Annotated in this window: 22 protein-coding genes; 13 read left to right on the forward strand and 9 right to left on the reverse strand. The window is 71.9% G+C overall.

Annotated features, from left to right (window positions below; translation table 11 throughout):
* Positions 1-104 precede the first annotated feature (104 nt).
* Together RY076_RS15845 and RY076_RS15850 are read left to right on the forward strand one after the other, a co-directional pair.
* Complete coding sequence (locus RY076_RS15845; RefSeq protein ID WP_323099793.1) at positions 105-1,118, forward strand: helix-hairpin-helix domain-containing protein; 1,014 nt, start codon at positions 105-107, stop codon at positions 1,116-1,118.
* The gene (locus RY076_RS15850) at positions 1,115-3,538 is read left to right on the forward strand and encodes a ComEC/Rec2 family competence protein (RefSeq protein WP_323099795.1); all 2,424 of its coding nucleotides are present in this window, start codon (positions 1,115-1,117) and stop codon (positions 3,536-3,538) included. The genes RY076_RS15845 and RY076_RS15850 overlap by 4 nt, the downstream gene beginning before the upstream one ends.
* Before the next feature lie 4 nt (positions 3,539-3,542).
* Here the strand turns inward: RY076_RS15850 and RY076_RS15855 are convergent, their stop codons facing one another.
* The 5 genes from RY076_RS15855 to RY076_RS15875 all read right to left on the reverse strand — a co-directional run bounded on the left by RY076_RS15855 (position 3,543) and on the right by RY076_RS15875 (position 8,831).
* The gene (locus RY076_RS15855) at positions 3,543-4,016 is read right to left on the reverse strand and encodes a cupin domain-containing protein (RefSeq protein WP_323099796.1); all 474 of its coding nucleotides are present in this window, start codon (positions 4,014-4,016) and stop codon (positions 3,543-3,545) included.
* 22 nt (positions 4,017-4,038) lie between these two features.
* The gene (locus RY076_RS15860; protein WP_323099798.1) at positions 4,039-4,833 is read right to left on the reverse strand and encodes a DUF1295 domain-containing protein; all 795 of its coding nucleotides are present in this window, start codon (positions 4,831-4,833) and stop codon (positions 4,039-4,041) included.
* Positions 4,827-6,179, reverse strand: coding sequence for a cyclopropane-fatty-acyl-phospholipid synthase family protein (locus RY076_RS15865; RefSeq protein ID WP_323099799.1), 1,353 nt, complete (start codon positions 6,177-6,179; stop codon positions 4,827-4,829). The genes RY076_RS15860 and RY076_RS15865 overlap by 7 nt, the downstream gene beginning before the upstream one ends.
* A 115-nt stretch (positions 6,180-6,294) precedes the next feature.
* Positions 6,295-7,818, reverse strand: a complete 1,524-nt coding sequence (locus RY076_RS15870; protein WP_323099800.1) for a gamma-glutamyltransferase — start codon at positions 7,816-7,818, stop codon at positions 6,295-6,297.
* Between the two features lie 62 nt (positions 7,819-7,880).
* Positions 7,881-8,831 carry a LysR family transcriptional regulator gene (locus RY076_RS15875; protein WP_323099801.1) on the reverse strand — a complete coding sequence of 317 codons (951 nt, stop codon included), beginning with the start codon at positions 8,829-8,831 and terminating at the stop codon, positions 7,881-7,883.
* Positions 8,832-8,986: 155 nt separating this feature from the next.
* Between RY076_RS15875 and RY076_RS15880 the strand changes: the two genes are divergently transcribed.
* From RY076_RS15880 to RY076_RS15895, 4 genes are all read left to right on the forward strand, one after another.
* Positions 8,987-9,895 carry a Sir2 family NAD-dependent protein deacetylase gene (locus RY076_RS15880; RefSeq protein ID WP_413785789.1) on the forward strand — a complete coding sequence of 303 codons (909 nt, stop codon included), beginning with the start codon at positions 8,987-8,989 and terminating at the stop codon, positions 9,893-9,895.
* A 19-nt stretch (positions 9,896-9,914) separates the two neighbouring features.
* Positions 9,915-10,979 (forward strand): phosphotransferase, encoded by a 1,065-nt coding sequence (locus tag RY076_RS15885; protein ID WP_323099803.1) that lies wholly within the window; start codon positions 9,915-9,917, stop codon positions 10,977-10,979.
* A 148-nt stretch (positions 10,980-11,127) separates the two neighbouring features.
* Positions 11,128-11,718 (forward strand): DUF6318 family protein, encoded by a 591-nt coding sequence (locus tag RY076_RS15890; RefSeq protein ID WP_323099804.1) that lies wholly within the window; start codon positions 11,128-11,130, stop codon positions 11,716-11,718.
* The gene (locus tag RY076_RS15895; RefSeq protein WP_323099805.1) at positions 11,718-12,647 is read left to right on the forward strand and encodes a hypothetical protein; all 930 of its coding nucleotides are present in this window, start codon (positions 11,718-11,720) and stop codon (positions 12,645-12,647) included. The genes RY076_RS15890 and RY076_RS15895 overlap by 1 nt, the downstream gene beginning before the upstream one ends.
* A gap of 15 nt (positions 12,648-12,662) precedes the next feature.
* Here RY076_RS15895 and RY076_RS15900 read toward each other — a convergent pair whose 3' ends face one another.
* Positions 12,663-13,568 carry a hypothetical protein gene (locus RY076_RS15900; protein WP_323099806.1) on the reverse strand — a complete coding sequence of 302 codons (906 nt, stop codon included), beginning with the start codon at positions 13,566-13,568 and terminating at the stop codon, positions 12,663-12,665.
* Between the two features lie 122 nt (positions 13,569-13,690).
* Entirely contained in the window at positions 13,691-14,398 is a 708-nt protein-coding gene (lexA, locus tag RY076_RS15905) for a transcriptional repressor LexA (protein WP_323099807.1), read from the reverse strand.
* A gap of 227 nt (positions 14,399-14,625) precedes the next feature.
* Between lexA and RY076_RS15910 the strand changes: the two genes are divergently transcribed.
* The 3 genes from RY076_RS15910 (at position 14,626) to RY076_RS15920 (ending at position 17,376) form a co-directional block, all read left to right on the forward strand.
* Positions 14,626-15,039, forward strand: coding sequence for a LysM peptidoglycan-binding domain-containing protein (locus RY076_RS15910; RefSeq protein ID WP_323099808.1), 414 nt, complete (start codon positions 14,626-14,628; stop codon positions 15,037-15,039).
* A gap of 268 nt (positions 15,040-15,307) precedes the next feature.
* Positions 15,308-15,613 carry a hypothetical protein gene (locus tag RY076_RS15915; RefSeq protein ID WP_323099809.1) on the forward strand — a complete coding sequence of 102 codons (306 nt, stop codon included), beginning with the start codon at positions 15,308-15,310 and terminating at the stop codon, positions 15,611-15,613.
* A complete protein-coding gene (locus tag RY076_RS15920) occupies positions 15,610-17,376 on the forward strand; it encodes an alpha/beta hydrolase (RefSeq protein WP_323099810.1) in 1,767 nt (588 codons plus the stop codon). The genes RY076_RS15915 and RY076_RS15920 overlap by 4 nt, the downstream gene beginning before the upstream one ends.
* Before the next feature lie 18 nt (positions 17,377-17,394).
* On the opposite strand, the gene RY076_RS15925 is transcribed toward RY076_RS15920, so the two are convergent.
* Positions 17,395-18,663, reverse strand: coding sequence for a sensor histidine kinase (locus RY076_RS15925; RefSeq protein ID WP_323099811.1), 1,269 nt, complete (start codon positions 18,661-18,663; stop codon positions 17,395-17,397).
* A gap of 139 nt (positions 18,664-18,802) precedes the next feature.
* Here RY076_RS15925 and RY076_RS15930 point away from each other — a divergent pair, with 139 nt between their 5' ends.
* From RY076_RS15930 to RY076_RS15945, 4 genes are all read left to right on the forward strand, one after another.
* Complete coding sequence (locus RY076_RS15930; protein ID WP_323099812.1) at positions 18,803-19,453, forward strand: ArsR/SmtB family transcription factor; 651 nt, start codon at positions 18,803-18,805, stop codon at positions 19,451-19,453.
* A 5-nt stretch (positions 19,454-19,458) separates the two neighbouring features.
* Positions 19,459-20,679: an MFS transporter gene (locus tag RY076_RS15935; RefSeq protein WP_323099846.1), complete on the forward strand. Its 1,221-nt coding sequence runs from the start codon at positions 19,459-19,461 to the stop codon at positions 20,677-20,679.
* 413 nt (positions 20,680-21,092) lie between these two features.
* Complete coding sequence (nrdR, locus tag RY076_RS15940; RefSeq protein ID WP_323099813.1) at positions 21,093-21,590, forward strand: transcriptional regulator NrdR; 498 nt, start codon at positions 21,093-21,095, stop codon at positions 21,588-21,590.
* A gap of 129 nt (positions 21,591-21,719) precedes the next feature.
* Complete coding sequence (locus RY076_RS15945; protein WP_323099814.1) at positions 21,720-24,644, forward strand: vitamin B12-dependent ribonucleotide reductase; 2,925 nt, start codon at positions 21,720-21,722, stop codon at positions 24,642-24,644.
* A gap of 76 nt (positions 24,645-24,720) precedes the next feature.
* Here the strand turns inward: RY076_RS15945 and RY076_RS15950 are convergent, their stop codons facing one another.
* Positions 24,721-25,551 carry a protein NO VEIN domain-containing protein gene (locus RY076_RS15950; protein WP_323099815.1) on the reverse strand — a complete coding sequence of 277 codons (831 nt, stop codon included), beginning with the start codon at positions 25,549-25,551 and terminating at the stop codon, positions 24,721-24,723.
* Positions 25,552-25,593: the final 42 nt, after the last annotated feature.

Consider the following 25,593-nt stretch of genomic DNA (forward strand, 5'->3'; position numbering starts at 1 on the left):
CGCTTCGCGCGCGTCGTCCACATCCCCTCGTGAGGGTGGCGCGTCGTCCCCAGCCCGCGCTCGGGGGCAGGACGCCGACGGCTCACGCTTCCTAGCGTGCCGGCATGCCTCGACGACCGCGCCGTCCCACCGACCTGCGCCGCGTGGCCGCGATCCTCGCCGACGGACGCGCCACGGCCGGCTGGGTGCCCCAGCCGCCCGGGGAGCCGGACGACCCGGCCGAGGACCTCGACGACGACGCCCGGAACCGGGTCCGTGACGGGCTCGAGCGGGTGGGGCTGGGCGGCATCGGCGACCTGCTCGGTGTCGCCGAGGGGCCGGACGGGTCGGAGGGCTCGGAGGCCGACGAGCAGACGCGTCGCCTCGACGCCGACCTGCGCCGGGCGCGCCGGCCGGGGCTGCTCACGGTTCCCGACGACGTGCGGTCGGGCCGGCGGAGCGTGTCGACGACCGCTGTCGTGTCGCTGCTGGCGCTCGTCGTCGCCGTCGGGTGCGCCTTCGTCGTGCGGGTGTTGTGGGCGGAGCGGTCCGCCGCCGGACCGGTGGACGCTCCCGCGCGCGGGGTGTCCGTCGTTGCAGCCACGGGCACCTCGCTGCCCACCGCTGCGGGTACCGCGCCGACGGCGTCGCCCGCGTCGACGGCGTCGTCCGTGGCCGCGCTCGTCGTGCACGTCGTCGGTCAGGTCAACCGTCCGGGGCTGGTACGGCTGCCCGCCGGGTCCCGCGTGGCCGACGCGATCGAGGCCGCGGGAGGCGCCCGCCGCGGCGCCGACCTGTCGGCCCTCAACCTCGCTCGGCTCGTCCTCGACGGCGAGCAGGTGCACGTGCCCAAGCCCGGTGAAGTGGTGCCAGCCGCTGGCGCCGGCGCGGCCGGCGCGGCCGGCCCGTCCGGCGCGGCCGGCGGTGGGGGAGCCGGTGCCGCGGGTGCTCTCGTGAGCCTCAACACCGCCGACGTCGCGGGGCTCGACACGCTGCCCGGCGTCGGCCCGGTGCTCGCGCAGCGCATCCTCGAATGGCGCACCGAGCACGGCCGTTTCACCTCCGTCGACGAGCTCGGCGAGGTGAGCGGGATCGGCGACAAGCTCATGTCGCAGCTGCGCCCCAAGGTGACCTTGTGACCCGGGGCGGCTCCCGCGGTACGGCGGCCCGCCATCGCGGTCCTCGCACAGCCGGGCTGCTCGACGTCCGACTGCTCGTGCCCGTCGTCGTCGCCTGGCCGGTCGTCGCCTTCTGGGGGCTGACCGCTCCGGAGGCCGTGGTCGTCGTCGTGGCGCTCTCGGCCCTCGTCGCCGCAGTCGGGCTCGTCGTCGCCGCCCGCGGGTCGACGCGTGAGCGGCGTGGGCGGGCCGGGCCCGTCGCGCGCTTGGCCGCGGCGACCCTCGCCGTCCTCGCGCTCCTGCTGTGCGCCGCCGCCGGGCACCGCGCGGTCCGGTCGGCAGGTCCGGTGGGAGGACTGGCCGACGAGCAGGCGGTCGTGACCCTCGTCGGTCGGGCGTCCGCCGACCCCCGGCGCATCGGTCCTGACCTCTCCGCGCCCGAGCGCGCCGGCCCGCCCCTCTGGGTCGTGCGGCTCGACGCCGAGCAGGTCACCGGTCGGGGTCGCACCACCGCGGTGTCGACCCCCGTCCTGCTCATCTGCGGTGGCTCCGCGTGGGCCGGCGTCGGCTGGCGTGACGAGCTCGTCGTCGTCGGCCGACTGTCCCCGGCCCAACCCGGCGACGACGTGGTGGCGGTCGTGTCCGTCAACGGAGACCCGCGGGTCCGGGACGGCCCCGGTGCTCTCGTCGAGACCACCGACCACGTGCGGGAACGCTTCCGTGACGCCACGGCGGGCGTGTGGCCCGACGCGCGGGGCCTCGTGCCGGCCCTCGTCGTCGGCGACACGTCGCGCACGCCGGCCGAGCTCACCGACGCCATGCAGGCCACCGGCCTGAGCCACCTGTCCGCGGTGTCGGGCACCAACGTCACGCTGGTGCTGGCGGCAGGCCTGGCGCTCTGCGGCGCGGTGCGTGTGCCCCGACGCGGGCGCCCGCTCGTCGCGCTCGCGCTGCTCGTCGGCTTCGTGGCGCTCGCCCGTCCGGAGCCGAGTGTCGTGCGTGCCGCCGTCATGGGCTGCGTCGGTCTGCTCGCGCTGTCCACGTCCCGGCGCCGGGCCGGCGTCCCGGCGCTCGGCGGTGCCGTGGCCGCCCTCCTCGTGTGGGACCCCTGGCTCTCGCGGTCGTTCGGCTTCGCCCTGTCGGCCGCGGCCACCCTCGGGCTGCTCGTGCTCGCGCGCCCGTGGGGTGAACGCATCGCGGCCGTGCTGCCCCGACGCCTGGCACCACTCGGACCTGTCGTCGCCGTGCCGGTCGCCGCCCAGGTCGTGTGCGCACCGCTCGTGGCGCCCCTGCAGGGTAGCGTCTCCGTCGTCGGCGTGCTCGCCAACCTCCTCGCCGCGCCACTCGTCGCTCCCACGACGATCGTCGGGGTCGTCGTCGCCGTCCTCGCCACCGCGTGGGTCCCGGCCGCGACAGCACTCGCATGGGTCGCCGCCGTGCCGGCGCAGGGCATCGCGGCCGTGGCCCGGTGGTGCGACGGGCTGCCCGGCGGGTCGGTGCCGTGGAGCGACTCCGGGCCGGCGGCCGTGCTGCTCGCCGTCCTGTCGGTGGCACTGCTCGTCGTCGGGCCGTGGGCCTGGCACCGCGGCCGGCACCGACCGCTCGCGGCGGCGGCCGTCGTCGTGGTGGTGGCCGGCGGCGCCACCCCGACGAGCGTGCTGTCGTGGCCGCCCCCGGGCTGGGTCGTCGTCGCGTGCGACGTCGGCCAGGGCGACGGGCTGGTCGTCGACGCCGGGGACGGGCACGCGGTCGTCGTGGACACCGGACCCGATCCCGACCTCATGCGCGGCTGCCTCGACCGTCTCGGCGTGCGCGCCGTCGACCTCGTCGTGCTGACGCACTTCCATGCCGACCACGTCGATGGGCTCGCCGGCGTGCTGGACCGCCCGGTCGCCGAGGTGCGCACGTCGTGGGTCGCCGATCCCGCCGGCGAGGCCGATCGGGTCGGCCGGCTCGCCCGGGGCGCGGGGGCGCGGCTCGGCACGCTCCGCGCGGGCGACCGTCTGGCCGTCGGTCCGGTGTCGGCGGAGGTGTGGTGGCCGGCTCGCCGCATCGACGCCGGTTCGGTGCCGAACAACGCGTCGGTGGTGCTCACCCTGCACGTGCGCGGCGTGACGGTGCTCTTCGCTGGCGACGTCGAGCGCGAGGCGGCGGCCGCCGTCGTCCACGAGATCGCGCTCGACCCCGGCCGGTGGGGCCGGGTCGACGTCCTCAAGGTGGCTCACCACGGGTCCTCGAACCGCGACGACCGGCTCGTCGACGCCGTGACCGGGCGGATCGCGCTCATCAGCGTCGGTGCCGGGAACGACTACGGCCACCCGGCGCCGGCAACGCTACGGGCCCTCGACGCCCGCGGCTTCGAGGTGCACCGCACCGACCTCGAGGGCGACGTCGCCGTCGTCACCGACGGCGCCGGGGACGTCCGGGCGGTCCACCGGTGAACGGTCAGTCCACGCAGACCCCCGCGTCGACTCCCGCGTCGACTCCCGCGTCGACTCCCGCGTCGGCGAGCTCGAAGTCGGCGAAGTCGAAGCCGGGCGACACGAGGCAGCTGACGAGCGCGTCCTCGGGGCCCGGCCGCGTCCGCTGCCAGGCGCCGGCCGGCACGACGACCTGCGCCAGCTCGCCCGCGACCACGTCGGTGCCGACGACGACGGAGCCCTCGGTCGCCGGCGCCGGCCCGGTACCGCCGAGCTCGAGGACGACGCGACCGGTGTGCGCGAGCCAGACCTCGTCCGAGGCCACCCGGTGCCACGCCGACGACTCACCCGCCGGCAGCAGGAAGTGGATGAGCGTCGCCGTCGGGCGCACCCGGCCGTCGCCGAGCGTCACCACCTCCGGCGAGGCCCATGTCTGCCGGTACCAGCCGCCCTCGGGGTGGGGGCTCAGGTCGAGGGCGGTGGCGAGGTCGGGGCGCATGGCTCCATCCTGCCGGGTGCCGTCACCCCGCAGCCTTCTCCTTCTTCTTCGGCGGCCACGGGAAGAACCCGCTCGTGCGCCGGACGTACTCGGCGTACTGAGGGCGGCGCTCGCCGATGTCCTTCTCCAGCAGCTTCTTTCCCGTCCCGGCGTAGAGGTTCCACACCATGGCGGCGGGGGAGAGCACCGTCAGCGCTCCGGGCCAGGCGCTCGCCGCGACGAGGAAGAGGCCCGTCCACACACACGCGTCGCCGAAGTAGTTGGGGTGTCGGGTGTAGCGCCACAGGCCCGTGTCGAGGATCGTGCCACGGTTCGCGGGGTCGGACCGGAAACGCGTCAGCTGCAGGTCGCCCACCGACTCGAAGAAGAACCCGACGGCCCAGACGAGGACCCCGAGCCACATCACCCAGCCGAGCCCGCCCTCGACGACCATGGCGACCTGCACGGGCAGGGAGACGAACCACATGATGACGCCCTGCGGGAGGTAGATGTGCAGGAGCGCGTACGTGTTCGGGTTGCCGTCGGCGCGCTTCATCATCGCCTCGTAGCGCGGGTCCTCACCCTTGCCCCGCGACCGGCTGTAGATGTGGGCGGCGAGGCGCACGCCCCACGCCGCCGTGAGCACGAGGGCGAGCCACCGGCGCAGCGCGTCGCCGTGGCCGCCGGTCGCGAGGAAGGCCGTCAGGGCGATGGCCACGAACCCGAGGCCCCACGTCACGTCGATGACGGCCTGCTTGCCGACGCGCACCGCCACGGCGAAGGTGATGCCGAGGACGACGACGACCGTCAGGGCCGTGAGCCCGAGCATCGTCACCATGCCCGCACCGGCGGGAGGCTGCTGCGGCCGTCGGCCGTCGGCCTGACCGCGAGGATCTGGTCGACGCCCATGCGGCCCTCCTCGAAGGCGAGGGCCCCGCCGACGAGGTAGAGCCGCCACACGCGTCCGACCTCCTCGCCGACCATCTCGACCACGCGGTCCCAGTTGGCCTCGAACGTGTCGTACCAGGCGTTGACGGTCCACACGTAGTGCTCGCGCAGGGCGTGGACGTCGCGGACCTCGAGACCGGCCTGCTCGATGAGGTCGACGGTCTCGCCGACCGGGCGCATGTGCATGTCGGGGGCTATGAAGGCCTCGATGAAGGGGCCACCGCCCGGTCGGGTGGTGCGCGACATCTGCTGGATGAGGGCGCGGCCGCCGGGCCGGAGCAGCCGGTGGATCTGCGCCGTGAACGTCGGGTAGTTCTCCTTGCCGACGTGCTCGCCCATCTCGATCGAGGACACGGTGTCGAACGGCCCGTCGGGCACCTCGCGGTAGTCCTGCAGGCGGATCTCGACGCGGTCGCCGAGGCCGCGCTCGCGGATTCGCGCGTCGATGAACGCCTTCTGCTCGCTGGAGATCGTCACGCCGACGACCCGGGCGCCGTAGTGCTCGGCGGCGTGCAGCGACAGCGATCCCCATCCGCAGCCGATGTCGAGGTGGCGCCCGCCGGGCTCGATGCCGAGCTTGCGGCACACGAGGTCGAGCTTGTCGCGCTGCGCGTCCTCGACGGTGTACCCCGCGTCCGTGCTGGTCCAGTAGCCGCAGGAGTAGGCCATGTGCGGGTCGAGGATGAGCGAGTAGAACTCGTTGCTCAGGTTGTAGTGGTGCTCGATGGCGCTGCGGTCGCGCGTCTTGGTGTGCAGCCGGCCGCGCAGCCGCGCCTGCGACGCCGGCGGCTCCGGGGGCAGGCCCACGACGCCTAGGTCGAGCGCCGTGCGGATGGCGCGCGGTGCCACGGTCGCGAGGGTCGCCGGGCTGAGGGCGCCGGCGCCGAGCTCGCGGGCGCGGGCCCAGACGCGTCGGAACCCCTCGAGCAGGTCGCCCTCGACGTCGAGCTCGCCGGTGACGTACGCCTGGGCGAGCCCGAGCTCACCGGGGTGGCGCACGAGCCGACGCAGGGCGGCCGGGTCGCGCAGCACGACGGTGGGCGCGTCGGTGGGGCCGGCGAGGCTGCCGTCCCAGGCGCGCAGCCGCACGGGCAGGGTGCCGCCGAAGAGCGGAGCCACGACCTCGGCCAGGCGTGCGGCGACACCTCCGAGGCCGGCCACCGGGCCGGACGTCGCCTCGGGCGTCGCCTCGGGGGTCGACTGGCTCGCGGCGGGGCGGTCGTCGGTCGTCGTCATCGGGTCGGCCTCTCGTCAGGGGCGGTCCGGTGCGCCGCCGTCGGCGGTCGTCCGGTCACGGTTCGCGGGTGTCGGGTGCGGTTCGGTGCCGGGGCCCGTCCGGATGGGAGCCGCCTCAAGGGGATACCCCGACGGCGGCCTCCCGTCGCGCATCGCCCGCGGCGACGAGCCCGTCGGGCCCGAGCAGGGCCGCGCCCACGCCGCCGAAGTACATGTGCACACCCGGGTAGGCGTGCGAGGGCAGGCCGGACTCACGGACCGCCGCCGCGATGGCCGCCGACGGCTCGTGCTCGACGCGTGGGGTGCCGTCGTCGGTGAAGCGGACGTGCAGGCGTGGCTCGTCGATGGCCGACTGGATCGGCTCGTGGTGCAGCAGCGTCTGGCCGAGCACCTGCATCAGGGCCGTGGTGATGCGGTCCGCGCCGGGGGAGCCGACGGCGAGGGCCCCGCCGGTCGCCCCACGCGCCGTCGTCGGCGCCATGTTCGAGGCGAGCCTGGTGCCCGGCGCCACGGCGTGCAGGCCCAGCCGGTTGAGCTCGGGTTCGCCGAGGGCGTTGTTGAGCAGGATGCCGGTGCCGGGCACGACCATCCCGGCGCCGTAGCCCGCGGACATCGTGACGGCACAGGCGTTGCCGTACTCGTCGACGGCCGAGACGTGTGCGGTCGAGGCGGACGTCGGCAGGCCCGCGAGCCCGTGCCGCTCGACGGCGGCGAGGAGCGCATGGCCGTCGGCGTCGAGGTCCGCGGAGTGGTCGTGGACGCTGATCCGATAGGCGAGCACGCGGCGCTGGATCTCGATGACCTCGGTCCACGTCCATGCCTCGTGGTGGGCCAGCTCGCCGAGCATGACGGCGAGCATCGGGCCGCCCACCGACGGAGGTGGGTTGAGGGCCACGCTCCAGTCGCCGACGCGTCGCATCGTCGGGCGGCGCGGGACGGCCCTGTAGGCGATGAGGTCGGCCTCGGTGATGAGTCCGCCGTGGGCTGCCATCTCCTCGACGAGGACGCGCCCGACCGCACCGGTCGAGAGCAGCGAGCCTCCCTGTGCGGCAAGCAGCTCCAGGATGTCGGCGAGGTCGGGGTTGGTGGAGGTCTCGCCGGGCTGGAGCGCACGGCCGTCGGCGCCGGTGACGAGGGCGTAGGCCTCGGCGTCCTCCCCGAAGAGGGTGTCGCGGACGAGGCCGAGGTAGAGGGCGGCCGACGCCCCGATGGGGTACCCCTCGCGGCACGACCGGATCGAGGGCTCGATGAGGTGACGCCACGGCAGGGCGCCCCAGCGCTCGCTCGCCATCTCGATCGCCGGCACCGCGCCGGAGCTGGCCACCGAGCCGTGGCCTGCCCCCATCGACACGCCACCGCCGTAGTCGGTGCGGATGGTGCGTATGCCGCGGCCGAAGGCGGACGGGTCGAGGCCGCGTCCGGGCATCTCGACGTTGCCGTCGACGACGACCGGGTCCTGGCCGGCCGGCCACACGTTGACGTACGCGCCGCCCATGAGGCTGACGATGCCGGGCTCGGTGCTCATCGCCGCGAGCGCGGCGGCCAGGGCCGCGTCGACCGCCGTGCCGCCGTCGGCAGCGACCTCGAGGCCGGCGCGGAGCGCAGCCGGTCCGGTGGCGGCCAGCGCGACCCGGGTCATGACGCTATTGTGCCGACGATCCGGCCCGCGCGCGGGGCGACGACGCCGCCCGGGGCGATGCGTCAGCTGCGCGCGGTGCCCACGAGCTCGGCGGTCGAGAGGTGGGGGTCGGCGCCGGCGGCCTCGCACAGGGCGTCGAGGGCGGCCGCGACGGCGGGCACCCGCTGGAGGTCGGGCGTCGTGACGGCGAGGATCTGGCGGCGCGAGGCGGGGGAGAGCGGCAGCGTCGCGACCTCGTCGTGCTTGGCGGCGTTGAGGATGAGGTCGGGCACGAGGGCGACGCCGAGCCCGGCGGTGACGAGGCCGAGCTGGGCCACGTAGTCCTCGGTCTCGAAGGCGACGTTGGGGCGGAACCCGGCATGGTCGGCGAGGGAGAGCAGGTGACCGCGGCAGCGGGGGCAGCCGGCGATCCAGTCGTCGCCGGAGAAGTCGGTGAGGGTGGCCGACGCGTCGCCCGCGTGGGCGTGGCCGCCGGGGACGACGAGACGCACCTCGTCGTCCATGAGGCGGCGGGTCACGAGGAGGGAGAGGTCCTCCTCGAGCTCGCCGAGGTCGGCACCCTCGTAGGCGAAGGCCACGGCGACGTCGCAGTCGCCGTTGCGCAGGGCGGCGAGCGACTCGGGCGGCTCGGCCTCGCTGAAGGTCACGGTGATGTCGGGGTGCTTGGCCTTGAGGATGGCGAGCGTCTTGGGCACGAGGGTGGCCGACGAGCTGGGGAAGGCCTGGAGGCGGACGCGTCCGGCGCGCAGCCCGGCGATGGCGGTGATCTCCTCCTCGGCGGCGTCGAGGGCGGCGAGGACGCCGACGGCGTGGCGGGCCAGCACCTGGCCGGCCTCGGTGAGGCGGACCTGACGGCCGTAGCGCTCGACGAGGACGGTGCCGGTGCGCTGCTCGAGGCGGCGGACCATCTGCGAGATGGCCGGCTGGGTGAAGCCGAGCGCGTTGGCGGCGCTGGTGAAGCTTCCCTCGTCGGCGATGGCCTTCATGACCCGCAGTCCCGCAGCATCGATCATGGGGCGTATCATAACCGACGATTATGGAAAGCGGCGATCGGCAGCACGGTGGGCATGGGACGTCGGCGGCCCCCGCGTACGCTGGCCCGGTGCACGTGCCCCCCGATTCGTCCCCGGAGTCGCCCCAGGAGCCGGGGCCCTCTCGCGACGGTGGGGTGCTGACGCGTCTGGCCACCTCGCGGCGTCTGCCGCTCGAAGTGAGCGACCTCGGCACGTTCGACGACCTCGTCGACCTCGTCAGCGCCGGCGACGTCGTCGTGCTCAGCGGGGCAGGCCTGTCGACCGACAGCGGTATCCCGGACTACCGCGGTCCCGACGGCACGCGCCGCGTCGAGCCGATGACCTACGGGGAGTTCGCCGGCTCGAGCGACGCGCGGCGCCGGTACTGGGCGCGCAGCTACATCGGCTGGCAGCGGTTCAACGCCGCGTCGCCGAACGAGGGCCACCGCGTCGTCGCCGAGCTGCAGCACGCCGGCTACGTCGGACCCGTCATCACCCAGAACGTCGATGGCCTGCACCAGGCCGCCGGGGCGCGCGACGTCGTCGAGCTGCACGGCTCGCTCGACCGCGCCGTGTGCCTGACGTGCGGCGAGGTGACCTCGCGCCTCGGTCTGCACGAGCGGATGACCGAGGCGAACCCTGGCTTCATGGACCGCTTCTCGGCAGCCGCCGCTGCCGTGGGGTCCCAGTGGGGCGAGCAGGTGCGGCCCGACGGCGACATCGTCCTCGCCGACGAGCTGGTCGCGTCCTTCCACGCCCCGCGCTGCCTCGTCTGCGACCACGACACCGTCAAGCCCGACGTCGTCTTCTTCGGCGAGTCGGTGCCGAAACCGTTGGTGGAGAAGTGCTTCGAGCTGGTCGAGGCCGCCGGGGCGGTGCTCGTGCTGGGCTCGTCGCTCGCCGTCATGAGCGGGTACCGGTTCGTCCGGCGCGCGCACCAGCGCGGGGTGCCCGTCGCGATCGTGACCCGGTCGGCGACCCGGGGCGACGCCGAGGCGACGATCCGGCTGCACGTCCCGCTCAGCGAGGCGCTGCCGCGTCTGCGCTCGGCCCTGGGCCACTGAGGTGGCGTCCACGGAAGGCTTGCCCGACACGTCGGGCGCTGCTGAAGCGTCGGGCGAGCGCTGGTGGGCGGCACTGCCGGCCGCAGGGGACGGACCGTCGGTCCGGTGGACGTCGGACGCGTTCGCTGCCCAGCTGGGCGCGTGGGTCACCGACGCCCTGGATGGGCTTGAGGCCGGTGGGCTCGCCGACCTCGAACCGGTGCACCAGCGGCCGTGGTCAACGGTGTGGCGGGCCACGACGACCGACGCCAACATCTTCTGGGTCAAGGAGAACTGTCCGCACCAGGCCTTCGAGGCGGCCCTCCTCGAGGTGCTCTCGCGACGGGCTCCCGACCGGGTCGTGCCCGTGGCGGCGGTGGACACGGCTCGCGGGCTGCACCTCGTGCCCGACCAGGGCGAGGTGCTCGGCGCGTCGGTCGACCCCCACGACATCGACACGTGGTGCCAGGTCGTCGCCGAGGCGATGCACCTGCAGCGCGAGCTCGCCGGGTGTGAACCGGAGCTGGTCGCCGCCGGCCTGACGCCGCTGCTCCCGCTCGACGCCGCCGACTACGTCGTCGCGCGTGCGTCGCAGCTCTCCACGCTGCCCGAGGCAGACCCGCGACGACTCGATGCCGAGGCGTCCCTTCGCGTGCTGTCGCTGGCCCCGCGCGTGGCCGAGTGGGGTGAGGGCCTCGACGCGCTCGGTCTGCCGCTGGCGCTCGTGCACAACGACCTGCACGCCCACAACGTCTTCGCGACGGCGTCGGGCATGCGGTTCTTCGACCTCGGCGACGCCGTCCTCGCCCACCCGCTCACGGCCGTGTTCGTGCCGCTCAACGTGCTCGCGCACCGGCTCGAGGCGTCGGCCGACGACCCGCGCCTGCGCCGCGTCGCCGATGCCGGGCTCGAGGTGTGGAGCGACGTCGCACCGGCCGCGGCGATGCGGGCCGCGCTGCCGGCGGCCCAACGGCTGGGACGGCTCGGACGCGTCGAGTCGTGGCTGCGCGTGACGGCAACCATGACGCCGGCCGAGCTGGCCGAGCACGGCGACGCTGCGGCCTGGTGGCTCGCGGCGGTCGGGGACGCGACGCCGCTGTCCTGACGCAGGCTGTGGACGGCCAGGGTCGTCCGAGGTGCAATTGGGGCAGGATCTGTGGGAGCGTTCGATGACGTTTTCGCCCGTTTGCGCCCGGTGGGCAGGGCACAGATTCGCCGAACAGGGGACCAGAGTCGTGCTGAGACACCAGAGGATGACGTGGGCCGCCGCCGGGCTGGCGCTGGCCGTGACCGCGCTCGCGGCGTGCTCCGGGGGAGACCCGGCACCGCCGCAGACGAGCGCCGCGAGTGCCACGGTGCCGTCCACGACGGCGAGCACGACGACGTCGACGCCGAGCACCACGAGCACCACAAGCGCCGGCCCCGCCTTCCCGGCCGGCCTCCCCGACGCCGCCAAGACCAAGGACAAAGCCGGCGCCGAAGCCTTCGTCAAGCATTTCGTCGCCACTGTCAACGTCGCTTGGGTTCGGCCCGACCCCGAGCGCATCGAAGCGCTCTGTTCGAAATCCTCGAAGGCGTGCGCTTCATTCGTTGCGGATGCGCAGGAAATGCGGACCAAGAATCAGCACTACGTCGGCCCAGCCATCCAACCTGCCAAAGTCAGCGCGCTCGGCAGCAACCCCGAGGACCAGCGCGTAGAGACATGGCTGGGCGTGCTCGGCACCAAGGTCGTAGATGCCAAGAACAATGTCGTCTATCGCGAAGAGCCGAAGACACTGAAGACGATGATCCACTTGGCTTGGGGCAGCGCAGGCTGGTCCGTCTCCGCTGTCAAGGGGTTGTGATGCCTCGCCGGGCACGCCGCTCGGTGCTGCTCGCCCTCATGCTGGTTTTGATCAGCGTTGACGTCGCCTTCGGCATCGGCGGCGTGGGCGGGGGAGTGTCCCAGGAAGGCGGTGAGGTCAACCTGCTCCGCCATAAGCTCATGGCCCTCAATCGCGAATATCAGCAGCTGATGTCCAAACCGGGACCACATTGGAAGTACCGTTCAGCCCGGCCTGGCTGCGACACGGGCGGCCGAGACTCGAGTAGCGCGTGCTATGAACAGGCGCGCACAGCTTGCAGCAGTGCAAATCCGGAAATTGGGGGCGGGCCCCTGACGGATGTGTATCGGATGTGGGTGGACGAGAAGGGCAAGGCGCTCCCAGCCGCGAAGTGGCCGGCCCCCTACACGCCGGGCAAGAACATCTGGGCCTACGTCGGCTCCACCTGTCTGCCCAACTTGGTTCCGGATGCTGACCCGATACCCACCATCGACATGATTGCCGAGGCGTTTCATCGGACGCCGTGGGCGAAGGGTGCGATCTCGACGCAGCCAAAGGGGAACACGACCCTCGTCAACCTCAAGACGTTCTACAAGGTCGACTGGGCGAGCGCCGGTTTCGAGCCGGGCGAGATCGACCTCGTCGACCCCGCGACGATGTTCGGCTACCGCGTCGAGATCCGGCCCAAGCTCGTCAGCTACGTCTACCGGTTCGGCGACGGCACGAGGGAGGGCCCGACCACCTCACCGGGCGGTGTCTATCCCGACGGCGACGTCATCCATACCTACCGCGAGCCGGGTACCTACACCTCGCGCGTCGACGTCACCTTCGGCGCCGACTTCCGGATCAACGGCGGGGCGTGGATCGCCATCCCCGACACCGTGACCGTCCCGCAGCCCGGCACGCCGATCACCGTCAAGGAGGCCCGAGGCGTCCTCGTGCGCAACTGACGCGTCCGCGGCCGGTCACTCGGCGACGGCGTCGACCTTGCGGGCCTCGACCTCGGCGGTGTCACGCAGGTCCCAGAGCTCCTTGGTCTGCGCGATCCAGTAGGTGCAGAACAGCACGATGATGATGACCTCTCCGATGAGGATCACGTGGTCGAACCCGTGCAGGGTCAGGTGCGCCACGACCGTGACGGTCAGCAGCACGGCGAGCGTGCCGGCGATGGCGAGGTACCAGCGCTTGTAGGTCAGCGCTTCGTCGGTCGAGGTGTGCCGGTCCTCGACGCGGAAGGCGCTCAGCACCATGACCGCGATGACCCCGGCCACCATCGTCGCGGCCGCCAGGCCGTGGCTCAGCGCGATGAACCGGTCGGGCAGGGCGAGGAAGAGCACGAGCTCGAAGATGATGACGGCGCTGCAGGCGGCCGTCAGTAGCGTCGTCCGGAGAGGTGGGCGCCGGGCGGGGTCGGCCAGCTCGTCGCGTCGCAGCGACACCGTCACGACGAGCGCGACGAACCCGACGGCGATGAGCGCCCACACGTTGTTGTTGACCGCGTCGGAGATCGCCGCCGTCGACAACGCGAACGGGTTCGTCGACCCGGCCGTGCTGCATCGTTCGTCAGGCACCGTCGGCACCATGGCGACCACGAAGGCCATGAACCCGGAGAAGTTGAGCAGCACGTCCTCGGCCGGCGAGTGACCCTTGTAGACGACGAGCGCGGCGCCGAGCGCGAAGAGGCTGCCGACGAAGACCGTGCGGGACGGCGTGAAGTAGTACGCGCTGATCGAGCCGAGCCAGCACGTCCCGTTCGTGCCCCACCACCACTGCAGGACGACCGACAGCAGCAGCATGAGCAGCATCGCGACCATGCCGCCGCGCAGGTAGCGGTAGGTGAAGACGACGTCGCGGTCCGGACGGTCTGACATGGCGTCCTCCTGAGGCGAGTGTGTCTCTCAGAGTGGCGAACCCAGCCGCCGGATACGCCGCGACGCGCCGCGGAACGTCCGCGGCGCGTCGAGAGGGGAGGCGTCAGAGCGAGGAATGGGCGTCAGATGCGGCGCAGCACCGCGGTGACCTTGCCGAGGATCGTCGCGTCGTCGCCGTCGATGGGGTCGTAGGCGGCGTTGTGCGGCAGCAGCCAGACGTGGCCGTCCTTGCGCTTGAAGGTCTTGACGGTGGCCTCGTTGTCGAGCATCGCGGCCACGATGTCGCCGTTCTCGGCGTTCGGCTGCTGGCGCACGACGACCCAGTCACCGTCGCAGATGGCGGCGTCGACCATCGAGTCGCCCTGGACCTTGAGCAGGAACAGCTGCCCCTCGCCGACGACCTGGCGGGGGAGCGGGAAGACGTCCTCGACGACCTGCTCCGCGGTGATCGGGACGCCCGCGGCGATCTTGCCGAGGACGGGCACGTACGAGGCCTCCGGACGCGTGTCGCCGGCGTCGGTCTCGACGTCGTGCCGCCCGGAGCCGGCGGACCGGCCGCGACGCGTGGGCTCGTCGGCGGCGTCGGGGGAGACGACCTCGAGGGCACGCGGGCGGTTGGGGTCGCGGCGCAGGTAGCCCTTGCGCTCGAGCGCGGCGAGCTGGTGGCTGACGCTGGACGGGCTCGCCAGGCCAACGGCCTCGCCGATCTCGCGCATGCTCGGCGGGTAGCCGCGCCGGTCGACGGAGTTGCGGATCACCTCGAGCACGCGTCGCTGCCGCATCGTCAGGCCGTCGCCCTTGTCGCGGTCGGGAAGCTCGGTCACGCCCATGGTGTCCCCTTCGTCGCCGGCCCAGAGCCCGTGATCCGGGTCGCTGCGGACCCAGTGTCAGTGGTGACTGGTGTGGTTGGTGGTGTGAGGAAAGCCTACGGGGTTCGAACACAGTTGCCAAACACGTGTTCGATGCGTGTCTCGACTTCCTCGAACATACGTGCTACAAATCGTACAGACGTTCGATCGAACACATGTTCGCAAGCCAGCAGGAAGGGGAGGTCAGCATGAGCGTCGTCGCACTTGAGGCCGTTCGTCAGCAGCGTGAGCTGGAGTCGGGGGACTCCGTTCCTCGTCCGAGGCCGCAGCTCGTTCTCGTTCCCACCGGCCGTGAGGCCGTGCGCGCTGCACGCGCCGAGCAGCCGCCCCTGCGCCTGACGCGGTTCGGGCGCCTCGTCGTGACGCTGCTCGTCACGGCGGTGCTCGTCGCGCTGGGCCTGGGCCTCGCCGGTCAGCTCGCCTCGGCCGCCGATGCGCCACGCTCCGTCACGGTCGAGCCGGGCCAGACGCTGTCGGGCATCGCCGCCCGCGAGCTGCCCGGCCTTCCGGTCTCGGATGGGGTCGCCGAGATCCAGCTGGCCAACTCACTCTCCACGTCGATGATCCACGCGGGCCAGCGCCTCGTCATCCCGGTTCCCTGACGTCACCTCCGCGCGCGTTCGTGTCGCGCGGATCTCCGACAGCCGCGTTGGCTCCACCTCCAGCGGCTGGCGTGCCCGGCGCTTCGACCCCGCCGGTCCGCCCGGACGCCGCACCCCTCTCCGGGTGCGGCGTCCTGCTGTCACCGGCCTGCTCGGCTCGCCTGTGGACGACCTGACGCCTACGGCCGGCCGATCGCGACCTCTGTGGATAGCCAAGTCTGCGATCCGAAAGTCCTTCCTACCGTGGGGATCTCAGGAAGGAGTAGGCATGCGCTACGAGGTGGACCCCACGACCGTCGGCGACGCAGCGGCCGAGATCGAGGCTGCGCTGGCGCGGCTCGCGTCGATCCGTGCCGATCTCGTGGTGGCGGCGGTGTCGTCAGGGCTTCCGAGCGGGGAGGCCGCGGCGTCGACACCGCGTCTCGTCGAAGCGTGGCGCGACAGGTTCCGGGACGCTCGACTCGAGCTGCTCGGTCTCGGCTCCGCGCTGGGGGCGGCTTCCAGCCTGTACGAGGCCGTCGAACGGACGGCGGCGGCGTCCCTCTCCGATGGGTCCGCCGGCGGTGCCCCGTGACGACGCTCGACGTCGGTCGGATCCGGTCGAGCAGGCCGGAGGTTCTCCTGGCCGCGGCGCAGGGACTCGAGAGGTGCCGGCTCGACGTCGAGGCGGTCGTCATCAGGCTCCTGCGTGGTCGCGCTCGTGGCTGGTCCGGTCCGGCCGCGGCAGCAGCGGCCGCCCAGGCAGCGGCGCTCGTCGCCGGTCTCGGCCGGCTCGGCGCCTGCCTCGCCGCGTCGTCGATCTGCCTGGGGCAGGCGGCCGACCGCGTCCGCACCGCGCAGGACCTGCTCAGCCGGGCCGACGAGCGCGCGGCCGCCGACGGCGCGTGGGTCGACCACGAGGGCACCCTCTTCCTGCCGGTCCGTGCCGCCGGCCTCGACCCGGTGCTCGAGGCGTACCAGGCCCGCCGAGACGTGCTGCTGCGGGAGGAGGTGCACACCTACCTGCGACAGGCCGTCCGTCTCGCCGCCGATGTCGATGCCCGCCTGGCCGCCGACCTGCTGGCTGCGGCGCGTGGTGGTCCGGCTGCGGCGCCGGTGCTCGCGGCCGGGGGCGTTCTTCCCGTCCCCGCGCCGCCGGTGGTGCTCCACGACGCCAGTGGCGCCTACGCGTCGGCGGCCTGGTGGCGCTGCCTCACCGACGCGGAGCGCAGGTCCGTGGTCCGCGACCACCCCCAGTGGCTGGGGCCGCGGGACGGCATCCCGGCGACGGCGCGTCACGAGGCCAACCTCGCTCTCCTCGCCGAGGCCGAGCGAGCGGCAGCGGCTGCCCTGGCCGCCGAGCGGGACCAGCCCGCGAACGTGCTCGGGGTCGACGTGCTGGCACCGGCGCGGCGCCGGGTCGAGGACCTGCGGGCCGTGCGCGCAGTCCTCGGGCGACGGGACGGCGTCCTGCGCCGCCTCCTCTTCCTCGACGCCAGGGGCAGCCAGGTCAAGGTCGTCGTCGCGCAGGGCGACGTCGACACGGCCGAGCACGTGGTGACGTTCGTCGGCGGGCTGTCGACGAAGGCCCGCGACGACCTCGAACGGTACGACGACTGGTTCACGCCGTTGCGTCAGCAGGCTCTGCGCGAGGGAGAGGGCGCGGACACCGCCATCGTGACGTGGATGGGGTACGAGGCTCCGCAGCCCTACGAGATCGTGACGTCCCGCGACCGCAGCGTCCTCAACCCGAAGATCGCCCGCGACAACGCCGATGAGCTCGCCGCCTTCGTCACCGGTCTGGGAGCAGCGCGCGACGAGCCCGTGCACCAGACCGTGTGGGCGCACTCGTACGGGTCGGTCCTGGCGGGCAACGCTCTGCTGCTGGACAGCCCGATCGACGACGTCGCCGTGTTCGGATCGCCGGGAGTCCCCTTCGACCGGATCGAGCGCACCGGCCTGAAGGCCGGGTCGTTCAACGTCCTCGAGGGAGGCCACGACGTCGTCGCCCACCCCGGGTGGCCGCTGTTCGGACGCCACCCCGACACCGTCAGCGGAGCCGTCTCGCTGTCGACCACCGCGCTGAAGGACCCGACCGCGCCCTGCAACCTCTGGCGCGGAATCGGCTCGGGCGCCGACGACCCGTCACGGACGTCAGCGGGCCACACCCAGTACCTGCGGGCGGGCACCGTGAGCACAGACAACCTCGTGGCGGTGGCGGTCGGCCGGCGCGACCTCGTGGTCCAGCAGACACCGGTCGAACGGTCGTGCATCACGATGCCGACGATGCCGCCACCGCCTGCGGAGGTGGCGATCAGGCTGGCGACGTCGGTGGCGGGTGCCCTCGCGTCGCGTTGAACGGGCCGGAAGGCCGCGTCAGGCTCCGCCGACGGCGGGAGGGGTCGTGGGCAGCTCGAACCAGAACCGGGACCCACCCTCGGGAGCCGGGTCGACACCGATGGATCCCCCGTGCACCTCGACGATGCGCTTGCACGTGGCAAGCCCGATCCCGCTGCCCTCGACAGCGGTGGACGCCCGGGTGAAAAGCTGGAAGACGCTTTCGCGGCTGGCCTCGTCGATGCCGGCCCCGTTGTCCTGAACGGTGATCCGCCATCGGTCCGCGTGCTCGACCGCCGTGACCGTGACGAGGGGGTCGACGTCCGGACGGGTGTACTTGAGGGCGTTCGACACGAGGTTGAGCAGCACCGAGTAGAGCTGGGCGCCGTCGGCCCACAGAGTCGGCAGCGGCTCGGCCATGACGGTCGCGTTTGCGTGCTCGATGCTCGGCCCGAGGTCGGTCAGGACGTCGGAGAGCACGGCGTCGAGGTCGGTCTCGGTGCGCTCGAGGCGGGCCCCGACCCGGGCGTGCGTCAGGATCTCCTCGATGAGCCCCGCCATCCGCGTCGAGGCCCGGAAAGTCGTGCCGACCAGGCGTGTGGCCAGCGGGTCCTCGACGACGGACTCGCGCTGCCCGAGCATCTCCGCGCTGGCCATGATGGCCGACAGCGGGCTGCGCAGGTCGTGGCTGACCTGACCGGCGAAGACCGACAGCAGGTCGTTCGAGCGGCGGAGCTCGTCGCGGGCAGCGGTCAGGTCGGACAGCGACTCCTCGAGCTCGCGACTGCGCAGCCGCAGCTCGAGCACGTCGACGATCCGGTCGGCGAGGACGGTGAGCGCGTGCTCCTGTTCGGGTGTCAGCGTCCGCGGCTCGCCGTCGAAGACACACAGCCGGCCGATGATGACGTCCCCGGGCGTCGTCAGGGGAGCGGACGCGTAGAAGCGGACGTCGCCGAGGAGGCCGGTCACGAACGGGTTGTCGCGGAACCGCTCGTCCATCGCGGCGTTGCGCACGACGACCGGCTCCGGCCGGTCGAGCACGACGGCGCACATCGAGTCCTCGCGCATGCAGATCGAGGCTTCGAAGCCGAAGGTGGCCACCTGGTGCTGCTGGGTGGAGGTGATGAGGTTGATCGCCGCGTTGGGCACCGCACAGATCTGCGCCGCCATGTCGACGAGGGCCTGCAGATCGCGGCTGGGCCCGCTCTCAAGCACCCCGTAGCGCCCGAGGAGGGCATCACGCAGGTGCGCCGGCTCGTCCGAGGGGAGCAGGGCCGGGGTCGCCTCGTCGAGTGTCCGCTTTGTCACGCCTTGATCTTGCGACAAGTCCCGGCCGTCACGCACGTCGAGGGTGTGCGTGTCGCCCTGACCGCTGGTCTCCGGAGCATCCCGGGCGAGTTATACAAGGGATCTTGTATGTCTGGTCGGTGCCCAGCATCGTGGGCCCATGCCCCGACGCACCGCGGCCGAGCGCCACGCCACCACGACGCCGACCGACGCCGACGCCCTCGGCGCCGAGACCGGAGACGCCCTCCTCGAGGTGCTGTCCGCGTTCCACCACCCGACGCGTCGGTGGATCTGCGAGCTGCTCTCCGTCGAGGGGCCCTCGACCGTCGGGCAGCTTGCCGGCCGCACCGGTCTCGCCGTGGGCTCGGTGAGCCACCACCTCGGTGTGCTGCACCGGCACGGGTTCGTCGAGCCGGCACCCGAGCTGGCCCGTGACACGCGGGAGAGCTGGTGGCGCAGCCGACCCCGCCGGTTGTCGTGGGACGCCTCCGACTTCGTCTCGGGCACGGTGGCGCGCCGCATCGCCGCGACCGCGGAGGCAGAGAACTTCCGTCACCACGTGCGCGCCGTCCAGCAGTGGCTCGCGATGTCCGCTGCCGCGCCGGAGGAGCTGCGACGCGCTGCTACCGCCACCGACACCCTCGAGCAGGCGACGCTCGAGCAGATGCGCGACCTCGGTGCGCAGCTCACCGAGGTGGTGCTCACCTGGAGCGCGGAGTGTCGGGAGGACGCCCGAGCCCGTCCGGAGGCCGAGAGGTATCCCGTGCGCGTCGGCACCCGCGTCTTCCCCAGCGCGCCGGTGAAGCCGTGAGCACGATGACGGCGCCGGCCCTCGTCGGGGCTCCGCCGCCGCCGCTGCGGCGCGACCGGATGGTGCGCACCTGGGTCGCCGCGATGTTCCTGTCCTGGTTCGGGGACGCGCTGTGGACCGTCGCCCTGGCGTGGACGGCCGCGCACACGCTGTCACCCGCGATGGCGGGGGTCGTGCTGGGCGCGGAGATGTTGCCGCAGGCCGCCTTCGTCGTCGTGGGCGGCGTGCTCGCGGACCGGTACGACACGCGTCGGGTGCTGGTCGTCGGGCGGGCCACCCAAGGCGTCGTGCTGCTGGCCGCGGCCGTCGCGTGGGCGTCCGGCATCCAGGGCGCCGGGTTCCTCGCGGCGCTGGGGGTCACGCTCGGCGTCGTCACCGGCCTGACGATGCCCTCCGGCGCGACGATGGCCCGCCAGCTCGTGGAGAGCGAGGACCTGGCCACCGTCAGCGGCTGGAACCAGATCGGCAACCGGACGGCACGGCTGCTCGGTGCGCCGGCCGGTGGTGCGGTCGTCGCGTGGTCCGGCCCCGCCGGCGCCATGGTCATCGACGCGGTGACCTTCCTCGGGATCGCGGCGACGCTCGGCCTCGTCGTGCGCCCGAGGTTTGCCCTGCCGCGGTCGGTGGGGATGCCGTGGCTGGCCAGCGTCCGTGATGGAGTCGCCTACCTGCGTCGTGACGACCGGGCTCGGCTGCTCGTGCTCGGTCTCGCCGCCCTCAACGTCTTCATCTCGCCGGTCATCGCGCTCGGCGTCGCCCTGCGGGTGACCGGGTCCGGCTGGGGGCCCTCGTGGCTCGGCTACGCCGAGGCCGCCTTCGCCACGGGGGCGATCATCGGCAGTCTCGTGGGGATCCGGGTCCGACCGGCTCGGCCGGCCCGGGCGGGGTTCCGCGTCCTCGTCGCGCAGGGGGTCCTCATCGTCGGCGCCGGCGTCGACGCCCGAGCCGTCCTGCTCGCGGCGATGCTCGGCATCGGTCTCACCGCGGGCGCCGCGTCGGTCTGGCTGTCCGGCGCCTACCAGCGCACGGTGGCCACGAGTCACCTCGGACGCGTGTCGTCGCTGTCCGGGTTCGGCGACCTCGTTCTCGTCCCGCTCGCGATCCCCGCCTTCGGGGCTGTGGCAGCGGCGACGTCGGTGCTGACGGCGGCGGTGGCCTGCGGCCTCGGGATGGCAGGCCTGTGCGCGTGGTTCGCGACGCGTCGGGGCATTGCCGGGGTGCGCTGAGCCACCACCCCTGCGGGGGGCCACATGGGGGAGTCGCTACGGTGGTCGACCCCAACATCTTGGGGTCGGGTGTCTCGCGACACGCCGGGGCGGATGGGACCGGTGTGGCGTTTGTGCAGGTCAGCGACGCGACGCGCCGGGTTTTTCCGAAGTGCTTGCGACGCACGTCACGACCTGCCTACAGTTACCCCTACATCTAGTAGTTACACGGATGTAAGACGTCCACATGTAGTCCCCAATCAAACGGGGGTTATGGACAGGTCGTCCCCAGCTCATCCACAGATCCATCCCCAGCCCGGGCCGGTCCCACGAACACCGACCCGGGCGTCGGACCGGTGCGTGGACGGCATGCGGAGGCGACCGGGAGCGTTCCCACCACTGGGCTCACACGGGAAAGAAGGAGGTGACCACGCGTGCACTGTCCGTTCTGTCGGCACACCGACTCGCGGGTCATCGACTCACGCACCACCGACGACGGCGCGGCCATCCGCCGCCGCCGTCAGTGCCCCGAGTGCAACCGCCGCTTCACGACGCTCGAGACCTCGAGCCTCAACGTGATCAAGCGGTCCGGCGTCACCGAGCCGTTCAGCAGGGTCAAGGTCCTCTCCGGCGTCCGCAAGGCCTGCCAGGGCCGACCGGTCACCGAGGACGACCTCGCGCTGCTGGCCCAGAAGGTCGAGGAAGCCATCCGTTCGCAGGGAAACGCCGAGATCGAGGCGCACGAGGTCGGCATGGCCGTCCTCGAGCCGCTCCGAGAGCTCGACGAGGTCGCGTTCCTCCGGTTCGCCAGCGTCTACCAGGCCTGGGAGAGCCTCGAGGACTTCGAGGGCGCCATCGCGCTCCTTCGAGCCGAACGTGACGCGCTCGGGACGGGCCCAGACGCCCACCCCGAGCTCGGCGCGCAGCGGTAACCACCCTCCACACGAATCGCCCGCACCCACAAGGGGACTGTCAGACCCCGGCGAGACACTGACACCGAACGACACGACGAGCAATCGGGCCCGGGGCGGGCCCGCACACGGTCAGGGAGGCCGCAGGAAATGACGGAGATCGGTAACCGCACATCTCGCTCGAAGGCCGGCGCCAAGGGCGTCAAGATCGAGCGCATCTACACCACGCCCGGCGTCCACCCGTACGACGAGGTGGCGTGGGAGAAGCGCGACGTCGTCCAGCAGAACTGGAAGACGGGCGAGACGATCTTCGAGCAGCGCGGGGTCGAGTTCCCCGACTTCTGGTCGGTCAACGCGAGCACCATCGTCACCACGAAGTACTTCCGCGGCGCGGTCGGCACGCCCGCTCGCGAGGTGTCGCTCAAGCAGCTCATCGACCGCGTCGTGCTGACGTACGTCGCCGCCGGCAAGAGCAACGGCTACTTCGCCTCGGCCGACGACGCCGAGATCTTCGAGCACGAGCTGACGTGGGCGCTGCTGCACCAGGTCTTCTCGTTCAACTCGCCCGTGTGGTTCAACGTCGGCACGAAGTCGCCGCAGCAGGTCTCGGCCTGCTTCATCCTCGCGGTCGACGACTCGATGGACTCCATCCTCAACTGGTACAAGGAGGAGGGGAAGATCTTCCAGGGCGGTTCGGGCGCCGGCCTCAACCTCTCCCGCATCCGCTCCTCCAAGGAGCTGCTCTCCTCCGGCGGCACGGCCTCCGGCCCGGTCTCCTTCATGCGCGGCGCCGACGCGTCCGCCGGCACCATCAAGTCGGGCGGCGCGACGCGTCGGGCGGCCAAGATGGTCGTGCTCGACGTCGACCACCCGGACATCGAGGAGTTCGTCGAGACGAAGGCGCGCGAGGAGGACAAGATCCGCGCCCTGCGCGACGCCGGCTTCGACATGGACCTCGGCGGCAAGGATATCGTCTCGGTCCAGTACCAGAACGCGAACAACTCGGTCCGCGTCAACGACGAGTTCATGAAGGCCGTCGAGGACGGCACCGACTTCGGCCTGCGCTCACGCTCGGACGGCTCGGTCATCGACACCGTCGACGCCCGCGACCTCTTCGCCAAGATCGCCAAGGCCGCGTGGGAGTGCGCCGACCCGGGCATCCAGTACGACGACACGATCAACGCCTGGCACACCAACCCCGAGACCGGCCGCATCACCGCGTCCAACCCGTGCTCGGAGTACATGTCGCTCGACAACAGCTCGTGCAACCTCGCCTCGCTCAACCTGCTGAAGTTCCTCAAGGACGACGACACCTTCGACGCCGTCACCTTCCAGAAGGTCGTCGAGCTCGTCATCACGGCGATGGACATCTCGATCTGCTTCGCGGACTTCCCGACCGACCCGATCGGCGAGACGACGCGCAACTACCGCCAGCTCGGTATCGGCTACGCCAACCTCGGCGCGCTGCTCATGGCCACCGGCCACGGCTACGACTCCGAGGGCGGCCGCGCGCTCGCCGCCTCGATCACCTCGCTGCTCACCGGTGCCGCCTACAAGCGCTCCGCGGAGATGGCCTCGGTCGTCGGCGCCTACGCCGGCTACGCCCGCAACGCCGACGCGCACAAGCGCGTCATGCGCAAGCACCAGGCCGCCAACGACGACATCAAGACGCTCGACGCCATGGACTCCGGCATCCACACGGTCGCCACCAAGGCCTGGGACGAGGTCATCAAGCTCGGTGAGAAGCACGGCTACCGCAACGCCCAGGCGTCGGTGCTCGCGCCCACCGGCACCATCGGCTTCATGATGGACTGCGACACGACCGGCATCGAGCCGGACTTCTCGCTCGTCAAGTTCAAGAAGCTCGTCGGCGGCGGCTCGATGCAGATCGTCAACCTGACGATCCCGCGGGCCCTGAAGAAGCTCGGCTACCAGCAGGAGTCGATCGAGGCCATCGTCGAGTACATCGCCGACAAGGGCCACGTCGTCGACGCCCCGGGGCTCAAGCCGGAGCACTACGAGGTGTTCGACACCGCGATGGGTCAGCGCGCCATCTCCCCGATGGGCCACGTGCGCATGATGGCGGCGGCGCAGCCGTTCCTGTCGGGTGCCATCTCCAAGACGGTCAACCTGCCCGAGACGGCCACGGTCGAGGAGATCGAGGACGTCTACATGCAGGGCTGGAAGCTCGGCATCAAGGCGCTCGCGGTCTACCGCGACAACTGCAAGGTCGGTCAGCCGCTGTCCGACGGTGGGTCGACGGCCAAGGACAAGGCCAAGGCCGCGCCGACCGAGGCCGCCCCGGCCGCGGTCGAGAAGATCATCGAGTACCGCCCGGTGCGTCGTCGCCTGCCCAAGCGCCGCACGTCGCAGACGACGTCGTTCGCCGTCGGTGGCGCCGAGGGCTACCTCACCGCCGGCACGTACGAGAACGGTGAGCTCGGCGAGATCTTCCTCAAGTTCGGCAAGCAGGGCTCGACGCTCGCCGGCGTGATGGACGCGTTCTCGATCGCCGTGTCGGTCGGCCTGCAGTACGGCGTGCCGCTCGAGACGTACGTGGAGAAGTTCACGAACCTGCGGTTCGAGCCGGCCGGCATGACCGACGACCCCGACGTGCGGATGGCGCAGTCCCTCATGGACTACGTCTTCCGTCGGCTCGCGCTCGACTACCTCGACTTCGACACCCGCTCGTTCATGGGCATCCACACCGCTGAGGAGCGGGCTCGCCAGGTCGAGACCGGCTCGTACGAGGCGATCGAGGCCAGCGACGACGAGGACGAGGACGAGCTGGCCGAGGAGCTCGAGACGCTCCAGCAGTCGACGCCGGTCGCCAAGAAGGAGCCGAAGCCCGAGCCCAAGGCGGAGAAGGCCGGTGAGGTCGAGGTCAAGTTCGGCGCCGGTGCCGCGTCGGCCCGCGAGGCCTCCGGTGACGTGCACAGCTCGGCTGAGCTGCTCGAGAAGTTCGGCGGCATCACCGCCGACGCGCCGATCTGCATGACCTGCGGCACGAAGATGCGTCCCGCCGGCTCGTGCTACGTCTGCGAGGGTTGCGGCAGCACCAGCGGCTGCAGCTGACCAGCTGAACTGTGAGGGCCCGGACGGCACCGCCGTCCGGGCCCTCCGTCTTGGAACGCGTGAGACCGCGCCGAGCTCACGCAGGCAAGGCCCGGTAGCTCTCCGGTATCAGCCTGCACGACTTCGTGACGTCGCCGTCCAGGACGTAGAGGCCAGCTTGATCTGGTCGGAAGTCATGCACGCGGTACAGGCGGAACCGCTCTGGCTCGGACTGACTGAACGCCACCTCGTTCCGTGTGACGAGCATCGGCCAATGTCTTCCGCGACGCGTGGTCTTAACCTCGATGTACTTCTCCTCGCCACGTTCGTCGAAGGAGAGGATGTCGAACCCCAATCCGTCACCTTGCGTCTGGCTGACGTGCTCGACCTTGTCCGCGAGTTTCTGACAGCCGTTCTGTCTCAGGATTGCCCGCTCACGGCGAAGGACCGCTTCCTCGCCCGCTAGCCCCAACCGACGGTTCTCGGCCTCTATGCGCACGAAGTCGACTCTCCGAGCCACGAACTTGTCTGTGGGTGAGGTGTACTCGATGTCCGGCGCTCCGGTGATCGACCAGATGAGATCAACGCGCGGCATCTCGACGTTGCGCTGTAGAGCCCTGAATACGAGATCTGGCAGATCGTCCGTGAGGTCGAGCTGGTGCAGCACCTCCTGGCGCAGCGCGTCCTGAAGGTTCCGGGCTGGTTTGTATCCGTCGATGAATGGATGGTTCACCTCGAACAACGCCCAGCTGACGTTCTGCAGCTTGTACTCGATGGAGCCTCGACTTCGCCCGATCTCCTGGGCGACGCGCCTGTTGGCCTCGGCCTTGCTGTAGTCAATGCCAGCGAGCTCTTGTCGGAGCATGTCGAGATAGGAGCGCACGATGACGGCGTTCTCCTCAGCCGTCCATGGGGCCCCTGTCGCCATAGTCAGAACCTAGCCACTGAACCGACTCGATGTCGCGATGTT

The sequence above is a fragment of the Intrasporangium zincisolvens genome, from assembly GCF_034724055.1.
Lineage (GTDB): Bacteria > Actinomycetota > Actinomycetes > Actinomycetales > Dermatophilaceae > Monashia > Monashia zincisolvens.

What these genes read in the sequence shown, in the direction of transcription:
- RY076_RS15865 (WP_323099799.1), bottom strand. Translation starts at nt 6,179, where the DNA reads ATGACGACGACCGACGACCGCCCCGCCGCGAGCCAGTCGACCCCCGAG.
- RY076_RS15910 (WP_323099808.1), top strand. Translation starts at nt 14,626, where the DNA reads ATGAGCGTCGTCGCACTTGAGGCCGTTCGTCAGCAGCGTGAGCTGGAG.
- RY076_RS15860 (WP_323099798.1), bottom strand. Translation starts at nt 4,833, where the DNA reads ATGGTGACGATGCTCGGGCTCACGGCCCTGACGGTCGTCGTCGTCCTC.
- RY076_RS15945 (WP_323099814.1), top strand. Translation starts at nt 21,720, where the DNA reads ATGACGGAGATCGGTAACCGCACATCTCGCTCGAAGGCCGGCGCCAAG.
- RY076_RS15930 (WP_323099812.1), top strand. Translation starts at nt 18,803, where the DNA reads ATGCCCCGACGCACCGCGGCCGAGCGCCACGCCACCACGACGCCGACC.
- RY076_RS15855 (WP_323099796.1), bottom strand. Translation starts at nt 4,016, where the DNA reads ATGCGCCCCGACCTCGCCACCGCCCTCGACCTGAGCCCCCACCCCGAG.
- RY076_RS15895 (WP_323099805.1), top strand. Translation starts at nt 11,718, where the DNA reads ATGCCTCGCCGGGCACGCCGCTCGGTGCTGCTCGCCCTCATGCTGGTT.
- RY076_RS15900 (WP_323099806.1), bottom strand. Translation starts at nt 13,568, where the DNA reads ATGTCAGACCGTCCGGACCGCGACGTCGTCTTCACCTACCGCTACCTG.
- RY076_RS15870 (WP_323099800.1), bottom strand. Translation starts at nt 7,818, where the DNA reads ATGACCCGGGTCGCGCTGGCCGCCACCGGACCGGCTGCGCTCCGCGCC.
- RY076_RS15875 (WP_323099801.1), bottom strand. Translation starts at nt 8,831, where the DNA reads ATGATCGATGCTGCGGGACTGCGGGTCATGAAGGCCATCGCCGACGAG.
- RY076_RS15915 (WP_323099809.1), top strand. Translation starts at nt 15,308, where the DNA reads ATGCGCTACGAGGTGGACCCCACGACCGTCGGCGACGCAGCGGCCGAG.
- RY076_RS15950 (WP_323099815.1), bottom strand. Translation starts at nt 25,551, where the DNA reads ATGGCGACAGGGGCCCCATGGACGGCTGAGGAGAACGCCGTCATCGTG.
- RY076_RS15845 (WP_323099793.1), top strand. Translation starts at nt 105, where the DNA reads ATGCCTCGACGACCGCGCCGTCCCACCGACCTGCGCCGCGTGGCCGCG.
- lexA (WP_323099807.1), bottom strand. Translation starts at nt 14,398, where the DNA reads ATGGGCGTGACCGAGCTTCCCGACCGCGACAAGGGCGACGGCCTGACG.
- RY076_RS15890 (WP_323099804.1), top strand. Translation starts at nt 11,128, where the DNA reads ATGACGTGGGCCGCCGCCGGGCTGGCGCTGGCCGTGACCGCGCTCGCG.
- RY076_RS15935 (WP_323099846.1), top strand. Translation starts at nt 19,459, where the DNA reads ATGACGGCGCCGGCCCTCGTCGGGGCTCCGCCGCCGCCGCTGCGGCGC.